Origin of the sequence: Rathayibacter sp. AY2B7 (genome assembly GCF_002931635.1) — a bacterium.
Lineage (GTDB): Bacteria > Actinomycetota > Actinomycetes > Actinomycetales > Microbacteriaceae > Rathayibacter.
In genome coordinates, this window is the sequence record NZ_PSUC01000090.1 from 1 (window position 1) to 15,636 (window position 15,636).

Here is a 15,636-nt window from a genome sequence, read left to right on the forward strand (position 1 = left end):
CGAGCTGATCGCCGTCCGCCCGCGCTGACGCCGAGCTGATCGCCGTCCTCTGATCCGGACGCCGCCGACGCCGCCCTGGTCTTCCCCCTGCTCGTCGGCGTCTCGCTGCTCGCCTCGGGCGCGACGGCCCTGCTCCGCGCGGCCGGTCCTCGTGGCGTCCGGAGGCGCCTCGAGGAGTCCCGCGCCCTCGCCGCGGCCCTCGGCGGAGGCCCGGGCGCGCGCGGATGCAGCGCTCCCGGCGTCCTCCCGGCCTGCCTGCGGGTCGTCGTGGGCGCCCTCCTCCTGCTGGCCGCCGGCCCGGCCTACACCGCGGCCGCCCTCGTCGCCGCAGCCCTCTGCGCACTCGCCCTCGCGCACGCCGTCCGCCGTTTCGCCCAGGGCTCGGAGGACGACCCGCCCGTTTGTGCCGCGGTCGCCGCCACGGCCGCGCTGCTCGCCTTCGCCACCGTCGCCACGGCCCAGGGGATCCTCGGATTCACGGGCGTCCCGGCGCACCTCCGGGAGTTCGATCAGCAGGACCTGAGCTGGACGGCCGCCCTCGTCGGAGTGGTCGCCGCGTGCGGCCTCCTGCAGCTGGCGGGACGCGCAGCGGAACCGGTGGCCGCACCGGCGGCGGGCGTCAGGCGGCGCGGCTGATGCTCGGAGCTCCGACGCTCGATCCGCCCCCGCACCTCGTCCTCGACGGCAGCGCGGTGCGGCTCGCGCCCGCCCGCGGCTCCGTCGCCGTGATCACCTTCTGGATGCAGTTCCACAACTCCGGCACCGCCTCCCTGCACGACCTCGCCCTGTTCTGCGGCTCCTTCACCGACGGCTCGGGCGTCGAGCTCGACTACGACGAGGCCCCGGTCACCGTGGTCGGCCGGCCCGAGCGGGTCGCCCCGGGAGCGGGATTCGTGGCCGTCGCGCACTACACGATCGCGCCGCCGCGGGCGCCCCGGACGCTCCGCCACTCCATCGTGCTGCGGGGCCGCACGAGCGACGAGCGGCCCTTCACCGACGCCGCCGCACTCGAGGTCCACGTCGATCCGAGGCGCACCCCGGAGGTCGGGTTCCGTCCCCCGATAGCGGGTTCCGACTCCTTGCGGTGGAGGTCAGCGACGATGCGATCGCATGAAGACTTCTCACCACCGGGCCGGATCGGCCAGGGTAGAGGGATCGCGTCGTACGGAGGACGCGCCAGAGGAAGGGACTCCGCCGTGAGGGGAATCGCAGAAGGCAGCCGACCGATCGTCGATCGCGGAGTGTCCCGCCGGGACACCGCGGCGGCCGCGTGGCTGGCCCAGAGCGGCGTCGACGTCCGCGCGAACGGCGCGTTCCGCATCGTGGCCGACACCCTCTGCAACGACGGCGTCGACGTGCTCCGGATCTGGCACTCACCGGCCCGCCTGCACCGCACCTCCGCCATCGGCCCGGGCGTCCGCCTGATCATCCCGCTCGAGGGCGCGCTCGTGATCCAGCCGGACGATCCGGCGGCGCTCGAGGTCCGCGTCGCGCCGGGCGACATCGCCTTCCTCCACTGCGACTCCCCGTTCACGATCGTGACCGACACCCCGAGCGCCCGCACCGAGATCGCCCTCGACCGCCCGCTGCTGGGCCTGGTCGACTCGGCCGACCGTGGCGCCGTCGTCACCGAGGCCGACGCGGCCAGCCGCGGCATCCTGCTCTCGACCGTCAACGCGACCTTCGGCTCCACCCTCGACGCCGACTCCCCCGCCTTCCCCCTGGTGCGGGCCGCCGTCGAGCAGCTGGCGGGCGCTGTGCTGGCGACCTCGCTGCCGCGCGAGAGCAGCGAGGACGTCTACACGCGCGCCCTCGCCCTGATCGCCGCGATGTCCACCGACCCCCGCCTCTCGGTCCAGGAGATCTGCGAGCGCCTCGGCGTTCCGAAGCGGACGCTGCAGCGCACCTTCGCGCGGAACGGCACCACCGTGTTCGACGAGATCCGCCGCGCACGCCTCACGACCGCGCGCGCCCTCCTCGGTGGGAGCGACTCCCCGCCCTCGCCCGAGCACGTGCTGAGCAGCTACGTCCGCTCGCAGCGCCTGCGCCGCGACCTGCTCCGCCTCGAGACGGTGCCCGCCTCGAAGCTGGGCTGACGCCGGGACCGCGGCGCTCTCCGCGTCGACAGCCCCGTCTGCGAGGGAGGTCACCGCGCGGGCGCACGCCTCCGGTCCGAACGCTCCGGCTCGGAGGCACCGTCGCCGCCCCGCGCTCAGCCCGGGTACGGCACCGACGCCGCCGGCCACCCCGACGCCGCGAGCTCCGCGCGCAGACGGTGGTGGTGCTGCACCGCGCCGAGCGAGTCGGTGCGGAAGGCGATCGCGAGGGCCGCGTCGGCCCAGTAGGCGTCCCAGCCGGAGTAGCGCTCGAAGACGCGGTCGCCGACGGCGGCCAGCAGCTCCCAGGCGCGCGCCGCCGGGAGGTAGCCGGCGACGTAGGCGTAGCGGATCGCGCCGATCGTGCGCTCGGCGTCGCCCGCGAGCAGGAGCAGCGGCGGACGCCCGTCGACCGCCTGGGCGAGCTCGAGGAGGTGGAACTCGCTGCCGCCGGTGAGCGCGGCGACCCGGGAGCGCATCCGCTCGGCGTCGGCGGAGGCCGAGACCTCGGCGAAGCGGGTCGAGAGCGGCCCGCGGGTGAGCACGTCGGCGACCAGCAGCTCCACGTCGTCGGCCGAGGCGATGCGGAAGTCGCGGTCGAGCGCGACCCGGTGCTCGACGAGCGGATGCAGCGGCAGCTGCTGCCACGGCGCTCCCTTCGCTCCGTCGGCGTAGCGGCGCCGCAGCTCCTCCGGGAGCTCGGCCCACGAGGGCTGGAACGCGAGGGAGGAGTTCCAGCCGGCGAACGAGAAGTCGCTGACCGCGTCGAGCGCGAGCAGCTGCTGCTGGCGGAGGGACGGGGTCGGCGAGCCGGCCGCGCCGAGGTACGCGAGCTGCTCGCGGCGCGGCGCGCGCGCATCCCACTGCTGGAAGCCGACCGTGGCGGCGAGCAGCCCGAAGGCCAGAGCGAACGCGAACGCCGTGAACGCGACGACGCTCTCGCCGCCGCCGAGCGCGAGCCCCCACGCGAAGCCGACCAGGCCCACCGGAGCCGCGAAGGCGGTCACCAGGAGCGCGCGGCGTCCGGCGCCCTGACCGCGACGATGCGCATCGGCCGCCCGCGCGTAGCGCAGCCGGGGTCGGACGGGGAACTCGACGTCTCCGGGATGGTTCTGCAGCGGCACGGTCGCAGCCTAGGGGCGCAGGTCGCGCCGATGTGTGCTTGCCTGGTCGCATGACTCTCGCCGAAGCACTCCTCGAGCGGGCCGACCTGCAGAAGCGGATCGAGGCCCTCCAGTCGCGGATCGTCGCGAACGCCTCCTACCAGGAAGGGGAGGAGCCGACCGAGGACCCGGCCGAGCTGCTCGCCGACTGCACGCGCGCACTGGGCGAGCTCGAGCGGCTGGTCACGGCGATCAACCTCACCAACGCGACGGCGACCACTCCCACCGGAGAGGTGCTGACCGCGGCGCTCGCCCGGCGCGAAGCCCTGCGCGCGCGGCACAGCCTCCTGACCCGCGCGGCCGACGCGGCCGCAGGCGAGCGCGGCTACCGCCAGCTCCGGAGCGAGCTGCGCCGCCTGCCCGCGCTGCCGGTGCGGGAGCTGCGCGAGCAGGCGGACGCCGTGGCGCGCGAGCTGCGCGGGCTCGACGCCGACGTCCAGAGGACGAACTGGGGGGTCGAGCTGCAGAGCTGACACGAGACGCGGTGAGTCGGTAGGCGCACCGGAGCGAGCACGCACCGTCGGGCCGGCGGTTCATCCGGCCCTCTGTCACGCGGTGGGCAGCGTCCCGGCTCCGGCCGTCACTCACAGCCCAGCACCGAGGACCGGTGACCGCGCAGACAGGACACCTCATCACCATGTGCTGGCCGGTGCGCCGAGGGCGGGTTCGGGGACCTCACCGCGTCTCGGGCGCACGCGGACGCCTACCGGGTCGGGGCGGGATCTTCTCGAACGGGGACGTGGACGCACGCCGCGCTCGGGGCAGCGGCTCCTCGAACGGGCATGTGGACGCCTGCCGGGTCCGGGCCGGTGTCCGGCCGGCCGCGCCCGCCTTCCCGCCGCTCAGTACTCGATGCGCCCGCGCCGGTCGTGGAACTCGCCCGTCGGCCCGTCGGAGCCGAGCAGGGCGAGCGCGACGGTCGCGTCCGTGCCCTCGGTGACGGTCTGGTGCCCGCCGTGTCCGTTGAAGTCGGTCGCGGTGTATCCGGGGTCGCTCGCGTTGATCCGCATCGCCGGCAGGTTCTTCGCGTACTGCACGGTGAGCGCGACGACCGCCGCCTTCGACGCCGCGTACGGGATCGCGGTGACGGGGAACTCGTCGTGGCCCTCGGTGCTCAGCCAGCGCGGCCAGCCGACTCCGGACGCCACGTTCACGACGACCGGGGCCGCGGAGGCCCGCAGCAGCGGGAGCGCGGCCTGCGTGACGCGCACGATGCCGACGACATTCGTCTCGAGGACGCCCGCCATCGCCTCCGGGGTGAGGTCGTCGACGCCGAACGAGGTGCCGAGCACGCCGGCGTTGTTGACGAGCACGTCGAGCCCGGGCAGGGAGGCGATCGCGGAGTCGACGCTCGCCTGATCGGTGACGTCGAGGCGGACGGGGTGGGCGCCGAGCGCGCGGGCGGCGTCGCCGTCGGCGGTGTCGCGGATGCCGGCGTAGACGGTGTGGCCCGCCTCGAGGAGTCGGCGGGCGGTCTCGAGGCCGAGGGAGCGGTTCGCTCCGGTGATGAGTGTCGTGGTCATGCGCCCATCCTGCGCGGGTCGTCGGGCCTCGACCAGGCCGCGCTCGACGGGGGGACCGGCAGTACCTGGCTCGGCGACGGCGGGCGGAGGAGGATGGGCGGCATGGAGGAGTTCGCCGCGGTGCTGCGCTCGTGGCGCGACCGCATCCGTCCCGCCGAGGTCGGCCTGCCCGCAGGCTCGGGCCGCCGAGCCACGGGCCTGCGCCGCGAGGAACTGGCGGCGCTCTCGGGCGTGAGCGTCGACTACCTGGTGCGGCTCGAGCAGGGACGCGCGCGGAACCCCTCGCCGTCGATGCTCCGCTCGCTCGCAGTCGCGCTCCGGCTCACGGACAGCGAGCGCGACCACCTCTACCGGGTCGCCGGCGCCGCCGTCCCCTCGCCGGGCGTCGTGCCGCAGCACGTGAGCCCGGGCGTTCAGCGGATCGTCGACCGCCTGGGCGACGTGCCGCTCGCGGTGTTCACGGCGGCCCACGACATCCTGCTGTGGAACCCGCTCTGGGCCGCCTTGAACGGCGACCCCTCGGTGTACACCGGGCTGGAGCGGAACCTCGTCTGGCGGCACTTCACCTCCGGACACGCGGGCACCGAGTTCGACGCGCAGCACGAGGAGGACTTCGCGAGCGACCTCGCGGCCGACCTGCGCGCGGCGACCGGGCGCTACCCGCGCGATCCGGCGCTCGCCGCCCTCGTCGCTCGGCTGCGCGAGGAGTCGCCCGAGTTCGAGCGGCGCTGGGCGGAGGCGCGCATCGCCGAGCACCGCGCGAGCCGGAAGACGGTGACGCGGACGCCCGTCGGACCGATCACGATCGACTGCGACGTGCTCACGGCTCCGGGCACCGACCTGCGGATCGTCGTCTACACGGTGGCGCCGGGCAGCGAGGACGAGGCGCGGCTCGACCTGCTGCGGGTGACGGGGCTGCAGGCGCTGAGCACGGCGCCGGCGTGAGGCGGACGGGCGCGGCTGGGGCGCGCACAGCGGAGCGGGGCGCCGGCTGAACCGGGCTGAGCTAGTCGAGCGGGCTGAGCCGAGCCGGGCGGGGTAGGCCGGGCTCGTCCCACGGCGGGCGGGACCGGCTCGGCGCGGCAGACGGCGCAACCTGCCGATGCGGGCGAGCGGCGGCGAGTGACGGCCGAGGTGGACGGCGAGACGCGTCCGCGGCGCCGACGTCCGCGCCCCCGGACCCCCCGCCTCCCCCGCTCAGGACGCGCAGTACGCGGTGATGAACGCGTAGAGCTCGCCCTTCTGCTCGGCGGTCGCGGCGACGACGACGGTTCCCTGCCGGCCCGCGGTCTCGACGGTGACCGGCATGCGCGTGCCGACCTTGTCCTCGGCGAGCGCGTGGGTGTCGCAGCGGGTGGGGACGGCGTCCAGGACCACGGAGTCGAAGGTCCCGGCGGGAACGGAGCGGTCGAGGGTCCAGGCGTCGGCGGCGTCGGGCGGCTGGAGCAGGATCGTGGCGTCGACGCTGCGGAGCACGAGGGGGGTGCCCCGGACGTCGGCGGTGATCGTGAGGCGCGCCGGCTCGTGCGCGGCGCCTCCGGACGTGTCGATCCGCAGGGCGAGGTCGGCGTCGACGGTGCGGGCGAAGCATCCGGACCGGGCGAGAGCGTCGACGAACGAGAACGGGTCGTCGGCGGGGTACGCGTGCTCGCCGTGGCCGTCGATGGCGAGGACGACCTCGAGCGCAGCGGGCGCCTCCGCGGCAGGGCAGGCGGGCTCGGGCACGTCGACGCGGAGGTCTCGCGAGGTCCTTTCGGGGACGCCCGTGCCGCCGGTCCAGGTGAGCGGGGCGGCGAGGCGCGGGTCCGTGAGGCGGGCCGCGGTGACCTCGATCGGGGCGCCGCTCCCGTTGTGGACCTCGAAGGCCATGGTGCCGCCGGCGATGTCGGACCGGTTCTGCTGGACGGAGACGGTGACCCCGGGAGCCGAGGCGGACGAGGCGGAGGAGCGGGCCGGGTCGGGGGCGGCCTGAGCCGGGGTCGCCGCAGCCGGGGTGGCCTCGGTGCCGCTCGGGGCGCCTGCCGCGCCTCCCGGCGCGCAGGCCGCGAGGGCGGGCAGGAGGAGCAGCGCGGCGGCGAGGGCGCGGAGGCGTCGCATCGTGCCTCCCTCCGCTCGCCGTCATTCTGGCGCCCCGGACCCCTCTTCGCGAGCGGGCGCTCCGGCGCCCCTCAGCTCGATCGATGCGTCACGAACGGTCGCCACGGCGGCCGGATGACGACCGTTCGTGACGCATCGCCGGAGCGGCGGGGGTGAGGACGCGGGGACGCGCACCCATCCGGGTGTGCGTCCGCTCCGAAGAAGGGCGGGGACTTCAGGAGGAGACAGATGGCACGCGGCAGATGGCACGTCGGCACGATCGTCGCGCGAGTGCGCGCATCCGCAGCGATCGGGGCCTCCGGGCTCGACGCGGTGGAGCGGGCGGAGCGCCGGGCAGAGGTCCTGCGCATCGCCGGAGGAGTCGACTCCGGTCGTCTCGGCGACGACCAGGCGATCGCGGCGTTCGGCCGGATCGTCGACGGCCTGCAGAGCGACCTGCCCGGCTCGGCGCTCGGCGCCTAACCCGCGAGCCCGGCGTCCCAGCACCCGCCCGGAGCGGACACCCGCCGGGCCGACCTCCCGAGCCTCCGCGGCGCTGAGACCCGCCGGGCGAGCGTGCCGACGGCCCACTGGGCGCCGAGACCCGGCACCCCGAGCGCCCGCGCGCCGCGGAGCCCCGCTACCCCAGCGTCCCGAGCGCGATCCGCGGCAGCAGCCGCTGGATCGCGACGGCTGCCGCGCCGCGCGCCCACTCCACGAGCCCGCCGTCGTCGACGAGCAGGGCCAGGGGCGGAGCGTCCGGGTCGCGCGTGGCCGCGATCGCGGCGTCCACCACCGCGGCCTGCTCCGTGTAGAGGGCGACGCCCTCCCCGGCCAGGATCACCGTGCCGGACATCGAGAGGTTGCCGATCGCGGCGATCATCGTCCCGAGCGCCGTGCCGGAGTCGGCGAGGATGCGCTCGGCACCGGGGTCGCCCGCGCGAGCGGCGGCGAAGCCCTCGGCCAGGATCAGCTCGCGGCCGGTGGCGACGAAGAGCTGGCGGAGGAGCGAGGGCAGGCTGAGCATCGCGGTCGAGCAGCCGCGGTGGCCGGCCTCGCAGACGGGGCCGGTGGGATCCAGCGGGTAGTGGCCGCCCAGGCCGAGCCCCGCCTCCGGGGGCGCGACCACCCGGTCGTGCACCACCAGTCCGTAGCCGACGCCCGCCCCCACCGTGAGCACCGCGAAGTGCGGGATGCCGCGGCCCCGTCCGAACCAGTGCTCGGCTCCCGTGAGCGCGACCACGTCGTTCTCGAGGGCGACCGGCAGCCCGAGGGCGGCGGAGAGCGGAGCGGCGAGGTCGACGTCGCGCCAGCCGAGGAACGGCGCGCGGCTCACCCGGCCGTCGGCGGCGATGCTCCCGCCGAGCGTCACGCCCAGGCCGGCGAAGGCGGAGGGGCCGCCGAGCTCGTCGACGACCGAGACGATCGCGGCGATCACGTCGGCGGGCTCCGTGCCCGGCAGCGGGCGGACCAGCTCCCGCTCGGTCCGAGCGCGCAGGTCGGTGCGGACGGCGAGGACCTCGGTGCCGGTGATCTTCACGCCCGCGAAGCTCAGCGCGTCGGCGCGGATGTCGAGCGGGCGGGCGGGGCGGCCGACTCCGGTGCTCTGCTCGGGGCCCTCGACGACCAGGCCGCCGTCGAGGAACGGGCGCGCGAGCCGGGTCAGGCTGGCGGGCGAGAGGCCGAGGCGGCGGCCGAGCTCGGCCCGCGAGACGGGACCGTGGATCAGGACCTCGCGCGCCAGGAGCTCGGAGGAGCTCCCGGAGGCGTCCTCGGCGACGATGGTGTCGGTCACGGGGCTCCTTCTTTCCGGCCTGGTAGAAAGCTACCGGCAGTGCGCCGCTCCAGGAGCGGATCCGGACACTCGCGCCGCTCTTGACACCCCTATTACTTCTGCTCTAGAAATAAGCCATGCACCGCAGCATCGCCCCCACGAACGACTCCGTGACCCTTTCCGGCCGGGAATCGCGCCTCTTCCACTTGCAGGACGGGGGCACCAGCGTCGTCGTCGACGCCCGCCTCGTCACCTTCCCCACTATCGTGCACTGGGGCGCCGCGCTCGGAGATCTTTCCGCCGCCGAACTATCCGCCCTGGCAGACGCCGCCCTCCCCCAGCGCGTCTCGGGCGGGCTCGACGCCTTCGCGCCGTTCGGCCTCGTCGCCGTCGAGGCCGACGGCTGGCAGCACGCCCCCACCTTCGAGGGCACCCACGAGCGCGCGGCCGCGTCGGAGCGGTTCGAGGTCGAGAGCATCGAGGCGCTCGGCTCCGCCCTCCGGACCGTCGCCACCGGCGCGGGCGTGCGCCTGACCGTGGACCTCGAGGTCGACGCGGCCGGCCTGCTCACCCAGCGCGCCGGGGTCGAGAACCTCGACGCCCGCCCGTTCCGCCTCGAGCGCTTCGAGCTCGGCTTCCCGCTCCCCGCGACCGCGCGCGAGATCCTCGACACCACCGGCCACCACCTCCGCGAGCGCCACCCGCAGCGCCGCGCGCTGACCATCGGCGAGCACACCCGCCGCACCCGCCGCGGCCGCCCTGGCGCCGACGCGACCCTCCTCCTCGCCGCGGGCACGCCCGGCTTCGGCTGGGAGCGCGGGCTCGTGCACGGCGTCCACCTGGGCTGGAGCGGCGACAGCTCGCTCCGCGCCGAGCGCACCGTCGAGGGCGTCTCGCTCCTCGCGGCCGGCGAGCTGCTGCGGCCCGCCGAGATCGAGCTCGCGCAGGGCGAGAGCTACGAGACCCCGGTCGCCTACGGCTCCTGGGGCGACGGGCTCAGCGCTCTGCAGGCCCGGTTCCACGCGTCGCTCCGCGCCCGCCCGCAGCACCCCGTCGCTCCGCGGCCCGTCACCCTCAACACCTGGGAGGCCGTCTACTTCGACCACGACCTCGCGCGCCTCACCGCCCTCGCCGAGCGGGCCGCGCGGATCGGGGTCGAGCGCTTCGTGCTCGACGACGGCTGGTTCCTCGGCCGCCGCGACGACACCGCCGCGCTCGGCGACTGGACCGTCGACCCCGCGGTCTGGCCGGAGGGCCTCACTCCTCTGACGGACGTCGTGACCGGCCTGGGCATGCAGTTCGGCCTCTGGGTGGAGCCCGAGATGATCAGCCCCGACTCCGACCTGGCCCGCGCGCACCCGGAGTGGATCCTCGGCCCGGCCGGCCACCTCCCGGCCTCGGGGCGGCAGCAGCAGGTCCTCGACCTCTCGCAGCGCGGCGCGTTCGAGCACGTGCTCGACGCCCTCGACGCGCTGCTGACCGAGTACCCGATCGCGTACCTCAAGTGGGACCACAACCGCGACGTGATCGAGGCGGTCTCGCCCGCCACCGGCCGCTCCGCCGTCCACGAGAACGTGCTCGCGCTCTACCGCCTGCTCGACGAGCTGCGCTCCCGGCACCCCGGCGTCGAGATCGAGTCGTGCGCCTCCGGGGGCGCCCGCGTCGACCTCGGGATCCTCGCCCGCACCGACCGCATCTGGACGAGCGACTGCATCGACCCGCTCGAGCGGCAGACCATCCAGCCCTTCACCCAGCTGGTGGTGCCGCCCGAGCTGATGGGGCAGCACATCGGAGGGCCGCGGTCGCACTCGACGCAGCGCACCCACTCGCTCGCCTTCCGCGCCGGCACCGCGCTGCCCGGCCACCTCGGCATCGAGTGGGACGTCTCGGATCTCGCCCCCGCCGTCGAGGAGGAGCTGACCGCCTGGGTCGCCTTCCACCGCGAGCACCGGGCGCTGCTGCACACCGGGACGGTCGTGCGCGCCGACCTCGCCGACGACGCCGCCTCGCTCTCCGGAGTCGTCGCCGCCGACCGCTCCGCCGCCCTCTTCACCTTCGCCCAGCTGCGCACCGGCGAGACCTACCCGCCCGGCCGGATCACGCTCCCGGGCCTGGACCCGGAGCGCACCTACTCCGTGGCGCTCGCCCCGGTCACGTCGCCGCTCGGCGGCCCCGGGCAGTCGCCGCTCGGCTGGGCCGAGCACGGGACCGCGCTCCGCGGCCGCGTGCTGGGCACCGTCGGGCTCCAGGCCCCCGTCCTCGATCCGGAGCAGCTCGTCGTGCTCGTGCTCACCGCCCTCTGACCCGCCCTCCCGGCGCCGGAGCCGACCCCGCTCCCCCGCCGCCGCACCTGCTCTCGCACCGCCCTCCGCGGTCGAGCGCGCCCTGAGACCTGTCCCCACGCGCAAGGAGGCGCCGCATGTCCGCTCATCCGCATCCCCCCGGGTTCTCCCGGCGGCTGTTCCTCTCGGTGCCGCTCGCCGCGGCGTCCGCCGCCGCCCTCGCCTCCTGCGCCTCCTCCGGCGCCGGCGACGGAGTGACCACGCTCGACTTCTTCCAGTTCAAGGCGGAGGCGGTGGAGGACTTCGCGCGGATCATCCGCGAGTTCGAGGCGGCCAACCCGGACATCCGGGTCATCGCCAACAACGTGCCCGACCCCGACACGGCCATCCGCACCCTGCTCGTCAAGGACAAGGTGCCGGACGTGCTGACCCTGAACGGCAGCGGCTACTACGCCGACCTCGCGAAGGCCGGCGTGTTCCACGACTTCACCGGCGACGAGCTGGTCGAGCGGGTGAACCCGGCGGCCCTCGACATCCTCGCCGCCCTCGGCAGCTTCGAGGGGAAGGAGGTGAACGCGCTCGCCTTCGCGAACAACGCGGACGGGATCCTCTACAACCGCACGATCTTCGCCGAGAACGGGATCGAGGTGCCGACCACCTGGGACGAGCTGATCGCCGTCTGCGAGACGCTCACCGCCGCCGGGATCACTCCTTTCTACGGCGCGCTGCTCGACAACTGGACCGGCGCCCCCGCCTTCAACGCGCTCGGCGGGCAGCTGCAGCCGGACGGCTTCTTCGACGCGATGCGCGAGGAGGGAGCGGCGCTCGGCCCCGACTCCCCCGTCTCGTTCACGAAGGACTACGCGACGACGATGGAGCGGCTCGGGCAGCTCTTCTCGTACACGCAGGAGGGCTCGTTCGGCCGCGGCTACGACGACGGCAACCAGGCCTTCGCCGCGGGCGAGGCGGCCATGTACCCGCAGGGCATCTGGGCGATCAACCCGGTGCGCACGAACAACCCCGACATCGATCTCGGCGTCTTCCCCTACCCGGTGCTCGACGACCCCGCGGACACGCGGGTCACCTCGGGCGTCGACGTGGCCGTCGCCATCGGCCGCGGCACTCCGAAGCTCGACGCGGCCCGCCGCTTCGTCGACTTCCTGCTGACCCCCGGAGTCGTCGAGCCGTACGTCGAGAGCCAGGCCGCCTTCTCGCCGCTGGTCGGCGCCGCACCCAACTCGGACCCCACGCTGGCCGAGCTGCAGCCCTACTTCGAGCAGGGACGGCTGATCGGCTTCGTCGACCACCAGATCCCCGCGAGCATCCCGCTCAACCCCACGCTCCAGGCGTTCCTCGCCAGCGGGGACGCCGACGCGGCGCTCCGGACCCTCGACAGTGAGTGGCGCAAAGTCGCGGCACGCACGACCAGGAAGTGACCCCATGACCACGACCACGACGGCCGCCGCGCAGGCGGTGGCGACCACTCCTCCGCCGCCCGCGCGCCGCAAGCGCACCATCGGGCGCACCTCGAAGACCTTCTACTGGATGACGGTCCCCGCCGTCCTGCTCTTCTTCGTGCTCCACACGGTCCCGGTCCTCACCGGGATCTTCTTCAGCTTCACGGACTACGCGGGCTACGGCTCCTGGGACCTGATCGGCGCCTCGAACTACCTCGCGCTCCTCCAGGACGACCGCGTCTGGAAGGCCTACGGGTTCACCTTCGGCTTCGCGATCGTGGCGACCGTGCTGGTGAACGTGATCTCGCTCGCCATCGCCGTCGCCCTCAACGCGCGGATCAAGTTCCAGACGGCGTTCCGCGGGATCTACTTCATCCCCTACGTGCTCTCGACCCTGGTCATCGGCTACGTGTTCCAGTACCTCTTCGCGAACTCGCTGCCGCAGATCCTCGGCGCGATCCCGGTGATCGGCGAGAACATCCTCGCGAACGCCGACTGGGCGTGGGTGGCGATCGTGGTGCTGGCGGTCTGGCAGGCCTCGGCCTTCTCGATCATCATCTACCTCGCCGGACTCCAGACCATCCCGGGCGAGCTCTACGAGGCGACCTCGCTCGACGGAGCGGGGAGGTGGCGGCAGTTCACCTCGATCACGTTCCCGCTGATCGCCTCCTTCTTCACGATCAACATGGTCATCTCGATGAAGAACTTCCTCCAGGTGTTCGACCACATCATCGCCCTCACCAACGGCGGTCCCGGCACCTCGACGGAGTCGATCACGCTGCTGATCTACCGCGGCGGCTTCCAGGGCGGCGAGTACGCCTATCAGACGGCCAACGCCGTCCTCTACTTCCTCATCATCATCGTGGTCTCGCTGATCCAGTTCCGAGTCCTCAGCCGCAGAGAGGCGTCGTTCTGATGACATCGACCATCACCCCCACGACCGCGATCGCCCTCGGCGAGCCCGAGGGGCGGCGCCGGCCCTCCCGCGACACCTACCGGATCAACTGGTGGGCGACCGCGCTCATCGCGGTCTGCTCGCTGACGATCCTCCTGCCGCTCTACTTCGCCGTCGTGACCGCGCTGAAGACGCCCGACCAGCTCGGCGGCACCGGGTTCGAGCTGCCGACCTCGATCTCGTGGGGCAACTTCGCCGAGGCGTGGACGGCGACCCGCTTCCCGCAGGCCTTCGTGAACACCGCGCTGATCACGGTCGGAGCCGTCGTGCTGACGCTGTTCTCGAACTCGATGGTCGCCTACGCGGTCGCCCGGAACATGCACAGGCCGTTCTTCAAGGGCGTCTACTTCTACCTGCTCGCCGCGGTCTTCGTGCCGTTCCCGATCATCATGCTGCCGGTGGTGAAGGAGACGGCCCTGCTGGGCCTGGACAACCAGGCCGGGCTGATCCTGCTCTACGCCGTGTTCGGGCTCTCGATCAACACGTTCATCTACACGGCCTTCATCCGCTCGATCCCCATCGAGCTCGAGGAGGCGGCGCGCACCGACGGCGCCTCGACCTGGCGGACCTACTGGCAGGTGATCTTCCCGCTGCTCGGCCCGATGAACGCGACCGTCGGGATCCTGACCTGCGTGTGGGCGTGGAACGACTTCATCCTGCCGCTCGTGGTGCTCTCGGACCCGTCCGCCCGCACCCTGCCGCTGGCCGAGTACGTCTTCCAGGGGCAGTTCAACACGAACTACACCGTCGCCTTCGCGTCCTACCTGATGGCGATGGCGCCGCTGCTGATCGTGTACCTCTTCGCGCAGCGCTGGGTGGTCAGCGGAGTGATGCGCGGGTCGATCAAGTAGCGGTCGCGGCGAGCGCCGCCTCGAGCAGGTCCGTGAGCACGGTGCCGCGCGAGCCCGCGTCCTCCGGGTGCCACTGCACGCACCAGAGCGGCGCGGACTCGTGCTCGAGGGCCTCGACGGTGCCGTCGTCGGCGCGGCCGACCACGACGAGGCCCTCGCCGGGACGGTCGACGGCCTGGTGGTGGGAGCTGCGGACGTCGAGCTCGGCGGCGCCGAGGATGCGAGCGAGGGCGCTGCCCGGCTCGAGCGCCACGCGGTGGTCGACCATCCCGGACAGGTGCTCGCCGGGGACCGACCGGCCGACGTGACCCGCGCCGGGCAGGTGCTGCACGAGGTCGCCGCCGAGAGCGACGTTGACCAGCTGCATCCCGCGGCAGATCCCGACCAGCGGGGTCCGCGTCTCGACGGCACGGCGGACGAGCGCGATCTGCGCGCGGTCGGCCGCGGGGAAGGACTGGCCGCGGTGCGGGTCGTCGGGTCGGCCGCCGTAGAGGGACGGGTCGACGTCCTCCCCTCCGGTGACCACGACGGCGTCGGCGGCGGCGAGCCGGCGCTCGAGCTCGGCGGCGCCGGCCTGCTCGGCGGGGACGCGGTCGACCACGAAGCCCGCGGCGGTGGCGGCCGTGACGACGCTCGCGGTCAGCAGCTGCAGCTCGATCTCGAACTCGGGATCCTCACGGCCGCCGTCGGCGACGTCGACGACGAGCAGGACGGGGCGGTCGGAGGCCATGCGGACATCGTGCCACCCGGCCGGCTCCTGCAGAACGTCGGCGGAGAGCAGGGCCTCTGCGTCGGCGGGCGAGGGACCGCGCTCTCGGCGTGCGTTCTGCAGGAGCCCGCAGACCTCTCCCGGGGACTGGTCAGGATCCGGCACCGCGATCTAGGATGTTCACGTTCACATTCCGTGCGAAGACGCACACCTCCGCGGCCCTGCGGATCGTGCCTCGACGCCGCACCCGATCACGAGGGCCATCTGCATGAGACGATCACGATCGGCGGTGAGGACCGCTCTGGCGGTCGCGACCGTCGCCGCCACGGCGCTGCTCGGCGCCACGGTCCCCAGCTCCGCCTTCGGAGCCACCGAGACCCCGCTCCTCCACTACACGTTCGACACCGCCCCCACCGGCACCACGGTCGCCGACACCAGCGGCAACGGCTACAGCGCGACGCTGCGCGGCTCCGGAGCCCAGTTCCGCAACGGGCTCATCAGCCTCCCCGGCGGATCCGCCGCGGCCGCCCCCTACCTCGAGATCCCCACCGCCGGCCTCGTCGGCAAGAAGGACCTGACCTTCTCCACCTGGCTCGCCCACAAGGGCGGCACCGGCAACGTCGCCGCCGCGTTCGTCGGAGCGCCCGTCGCCTCCGGCGCCGACCTCGGTGTTGTAGGGAGCGCCCGCGTTGACCGAGTTGGTGACGACCGACTTGGTGTAGCCGGAGAGGTTGCTCGGGTTGAGCAGCC

General features: G+C 73.9%; 15 protein-coding genes. 10 read left to right on the forward strand and 5 right to left on the reverse strand.

The window, feature by feature from the left end:
• Nucleotides 1-267 precede the first annotated feature (267 nt).
• Nucleotides 268-636 (forward strand): hypothetical protein, encoded by a 369-nt coding sequence (locus C5C27_RS18125; RefSeq protein ID WP_104314646.1) that lies wholly within the window; start codon nt 268-270, stop codon nt 634-636.
• On the forward strand, nt 636-2,096 hold the full coding sequence (locus tag C5C27_RS13400; RefSeq protein WP_104314647.1) for a hypothetical protein: 1,461 nt from the start codon (nt 636-638) through the stop codon (nt 2,094-2,096). Before C5C27_RS18125 ends, C5C27_RS13400 begins: the two co-directional genes overlap by 1 nt.
• Before the next feature lie 116 nt (nt 2,097-2,212).
• Here C5C27_RS13400 and C5C27_RS13405 read toward each other — a convergent pair whose 3' ends face one another.
• Nucleotides 2,213-3,220 carry a DUF1266 domain-containing protein gene (locus C5C27_RS13405; RefSeq protein ID WP_104314648.1) on the reverse strand — a complete coding sequence of 336 codons (1,008 nt, stop codon included), beginning with the start codon at nt 3,218-3,220 and terminating at the stop codon, nt 2,213-2,215.
• Nucleotides 3,221-3,270: 50 nt separating this feature from the next.
• Here C5C27_RS13405 and C5C27_RS13410 point away from each other — a divergent pair, with 50 nt between their 5' ends.
• Nucleotides 3,271-3,732 (forward strand): DIP1984 family protein, encoded by a 462-nt coding sequence (locus tag C5C27_RS13410; RefSeq protein ID WP_104224023.1) that lies wholly within the window; start codon nt 3,271-3,273, stop codon nt 3,730-3,732.
• Nucleotides 3,733-4,101: 369 nt separating this feature from the next.
• On the opposite strand, the gene C5C27_RS13415 is transcribed toward C5C27_RS13410, so the two are convergent.
• Nucleotides 4,102-4,782: an SDR family NAD(P)-dependent oxidoreductase gene (locus tag C5C27_RS13415; RefSeq protein WP_104314649.1), complete on the reverse strand. Its 681-nt coding sequence runs from the start codon at nt 4,780-4,782 to the stop codon at nt 4,102-4,104.
• 102 nt (nt 4,783-4,884) lie between these two features.
• On the opposite strand from C5C27_RS13415, the gene C5C27_RS13420 reads away from it, so the two are divergent.
• Nucleotides 4,885-5,727, forward strand: coding sequence for a helix-turn-helix transcriptional regulator (locus C5C27_RS13420; RefSeq protein WP_104314650.1), 843 nt, complete (start codon nt 4,885-4,887; stop codon nt 5,725-5,727).
• 252 nt (nt 5,728-5,979) lie between these two features.
• Here C5C27_RS13420 and C5C27_RS13425 read toward each other — a convergent pair whose 3' ends face one another.
• Nucleotides 5,980-6,879: a hypothetical protein gene (locus tag C5C27_RS13425; protein ID WP_104314651.1), complete on the reverse strand. Its 900-nt coding sequence runs from the start codon at nt 6,877-6,879 to the stop codon at nt 5,980-5,982.
• 228 nt (nt 6,880-7,107) lie between these two features.
• Here C5C27_RS13425 and C5C27_RS13430 point away from each other — a divergent pair, with 228 nt between their 5' ends.
• Nucleotides 7,108-7,341, forward strand: a complete 234-nt coding sequence (locus C5C27_RS13430; RefSeq protein ID WP_104224027.1) for a hypothetical protein — start codon at nt 7,108-7,110, stop codon at nt 7,339-7,341.
• A 157-nt stretch (nt 7,342-7,498) separates the two neighbouring features.
• Here the strand turns inward: C5C27_RS13430 and C5C27_RS13435 are convergent, their stop codons facing one another.
• Nucleotides 7,499-8,653 (reverse strand): ROK family transcriptional regulator, encoded by a 1,155-nt coding sequence (locus C5C27_RS13435; RefSeq protein WP_104314652.1) that lies wholly within the window; start codon nt 8,651-8,653, stop codon nt 7,499-7,501.
• A 116-nt stretch (nt 8,654-8,769) separates the two neighbouring features.
• On the opposite strand from C5C27_RS13435, the gene C5C27_RS13440 reads away from it, so the two are divergent.
• The 4 genes from C5C27_RS13440 (at nt 8,770) to C5C27_RS13455 (ending at nt 14,177) form a co-directional block, all read left to right on the forward strand.
• The gene (locus tag C5C27_RS13440; RefSeq protein ID WP_104314653.1) at nt 8,770-10,935 is read left to right on the forward strand and encodes an alpha-galactosidase; all 2,166 of its coding nucleotides are present in this window, start codon (nt 8,770-8,772) and stop codon (nt 10,933-10,935) included.
• A gap of 116 nt (nt 10,936-11,051) precedes the next feature.
• Complete coding sequence (locus C5C27_RS13445; protein WP_104251277.1) at nt 11,052-12,350, forward strand: ABC transporter substrate-binding protein; 1,299 nt, start codon at nt 11,052-11,054, stop codon at nt 12,348-12,350.
• A 4-nt stretch (nt 12,351-12,354) separates the two neighbouring features.
• Nucleotides 12,355-13,287 (forward strand): carbohydrate ABC transporter permease, encoded by a 933-nt coding sequence (locus C5C27_RS13450; RefSeq protein WP_104225874.1) that lies wholly within the window; start codon nt 12,355-12,357, stop codon nt 13,285-13,287.
• Entirely contained in the window at nt 13,287-14,177 is an 891-nt protein-coding gene (locus tag C5C27_RS13455; RefSeq protein ID WP_347877594.1) for a carbohydrate ABC transporter permease, read from the forward strand. The genes C5C27_RS13450 and C5C27_RS13455 overlap by 1 nt, the downstream gene beginning before the upstream one ends.
• Here the strand turns inward: C5C27_RS13455 and C5C27_RS13460 are convergent.
• Nucleotides 14,170-14,907, reverse strand: a complete 738-nt coding sequence (locus tag C5C27_RS13460) for a gamma-glutamyl-gamma-aminobutyrate hydrolase family protein (protein WP_104314654.1) — start codon at nt 14,905-14,907, stop codon at nt 14,170-14,172. The two genes, C5C27_RS13455 and C5C27_RS13460, sit on opposite strands and share 8 nt — an antisense overlap.
• 268 nt (nt 14,908-15,175) lie before the next feature.
• On the opposite strand from C5C27_RS13460, the gene C5C27_RS13465 reads away from it, so the two are divergent.
• A partial coding sequence (locus C5C27_RS13465; protein WP_219813175.1) for a hypothetical protein occupies nt 15,176-15,636 on the forward strand: 461 nt, incomplete at its 3' end.

Bases quoted from the DNA above. Each gene is read 5' to 3' on its own strand.
- C5C27_RS13445 (WP_104251277.1), top strand. From the start codon at position 11,052: ATGTCCGCTCATCCGCATCCCCCCGGGTTCTCCCGGCGGCTGTTCCTC.
- C5C27_RS13425 (WP_104314651.1), bottom strand. From the start codon at position 6,879: ATGCGACGCCTCCGCGCCCTCGCCGCCGCGCTGCTCCTCCTGCCCGCC.
- C5C27_RS13420 (WP_104314650.1), top strand. From the start codon at position 4,885: ATGGAGGAGTTCGCCGCGGTGCTGCGCTCGTGGCGCGACCGCATCCGT.
- C5C27_RS13440 (WP_104314653.1), top strand. From the start codon at position 8,770: ATGCACCGCAGCATCGCCCCCACGAACGACTCCGTGACCCTTTCCGGC.
- C5C27_RS13455 (WP_347877594.1), top strand. From the start codon at position 13,287: ATGACATCGACCATCACCCCCACGACCGCGATCGCCCTCGGCGAGCCC.
- C5C27_RS13400 (WP_104314647.1), top strand. From the start codon at position 636: ATGCTCGGAGCTCCGACGCTCGATCCGCCCCCGCACCTCGTCCTCGAC.
- C5C27_RS13450 (WP_104225874.1), top strand. From the start codon at position 12,355: ATGACCACGACCACGACGGCCGCCGCGCAGGCGGTGGCGACCACTCCT.
- C5C27_RS13430 (WP_104224027.1), top strand. From the start codon at position 7,108: ATGGCACGCGGCAGATGGCACGTCGGCACGATCGTCGCGCGAGTGCGC.
- C5C27_RS13415 (WP_104314649.1), bottom strand. From the start codon at position 4,782: ATGACCACGACACTCATCACCGGAGCGAACCGCTCCCTCGGCCTCGAG.
- C5C27_RS13410 (WP_104224023.1), top strand. From the start codon at position 3,271: ATGACTCTCGCCGAAGCACTCCTCGAGCGGGCCGACCTGCAGAAGCGG.
- C5C27_RS13460 (WP_104314654.1), bottom strand. From the start codon at position 14,907: ATGGCCTCCGACCGCCCCGTCCTGCTCGTCGTCGACGTCGCCGACGGC.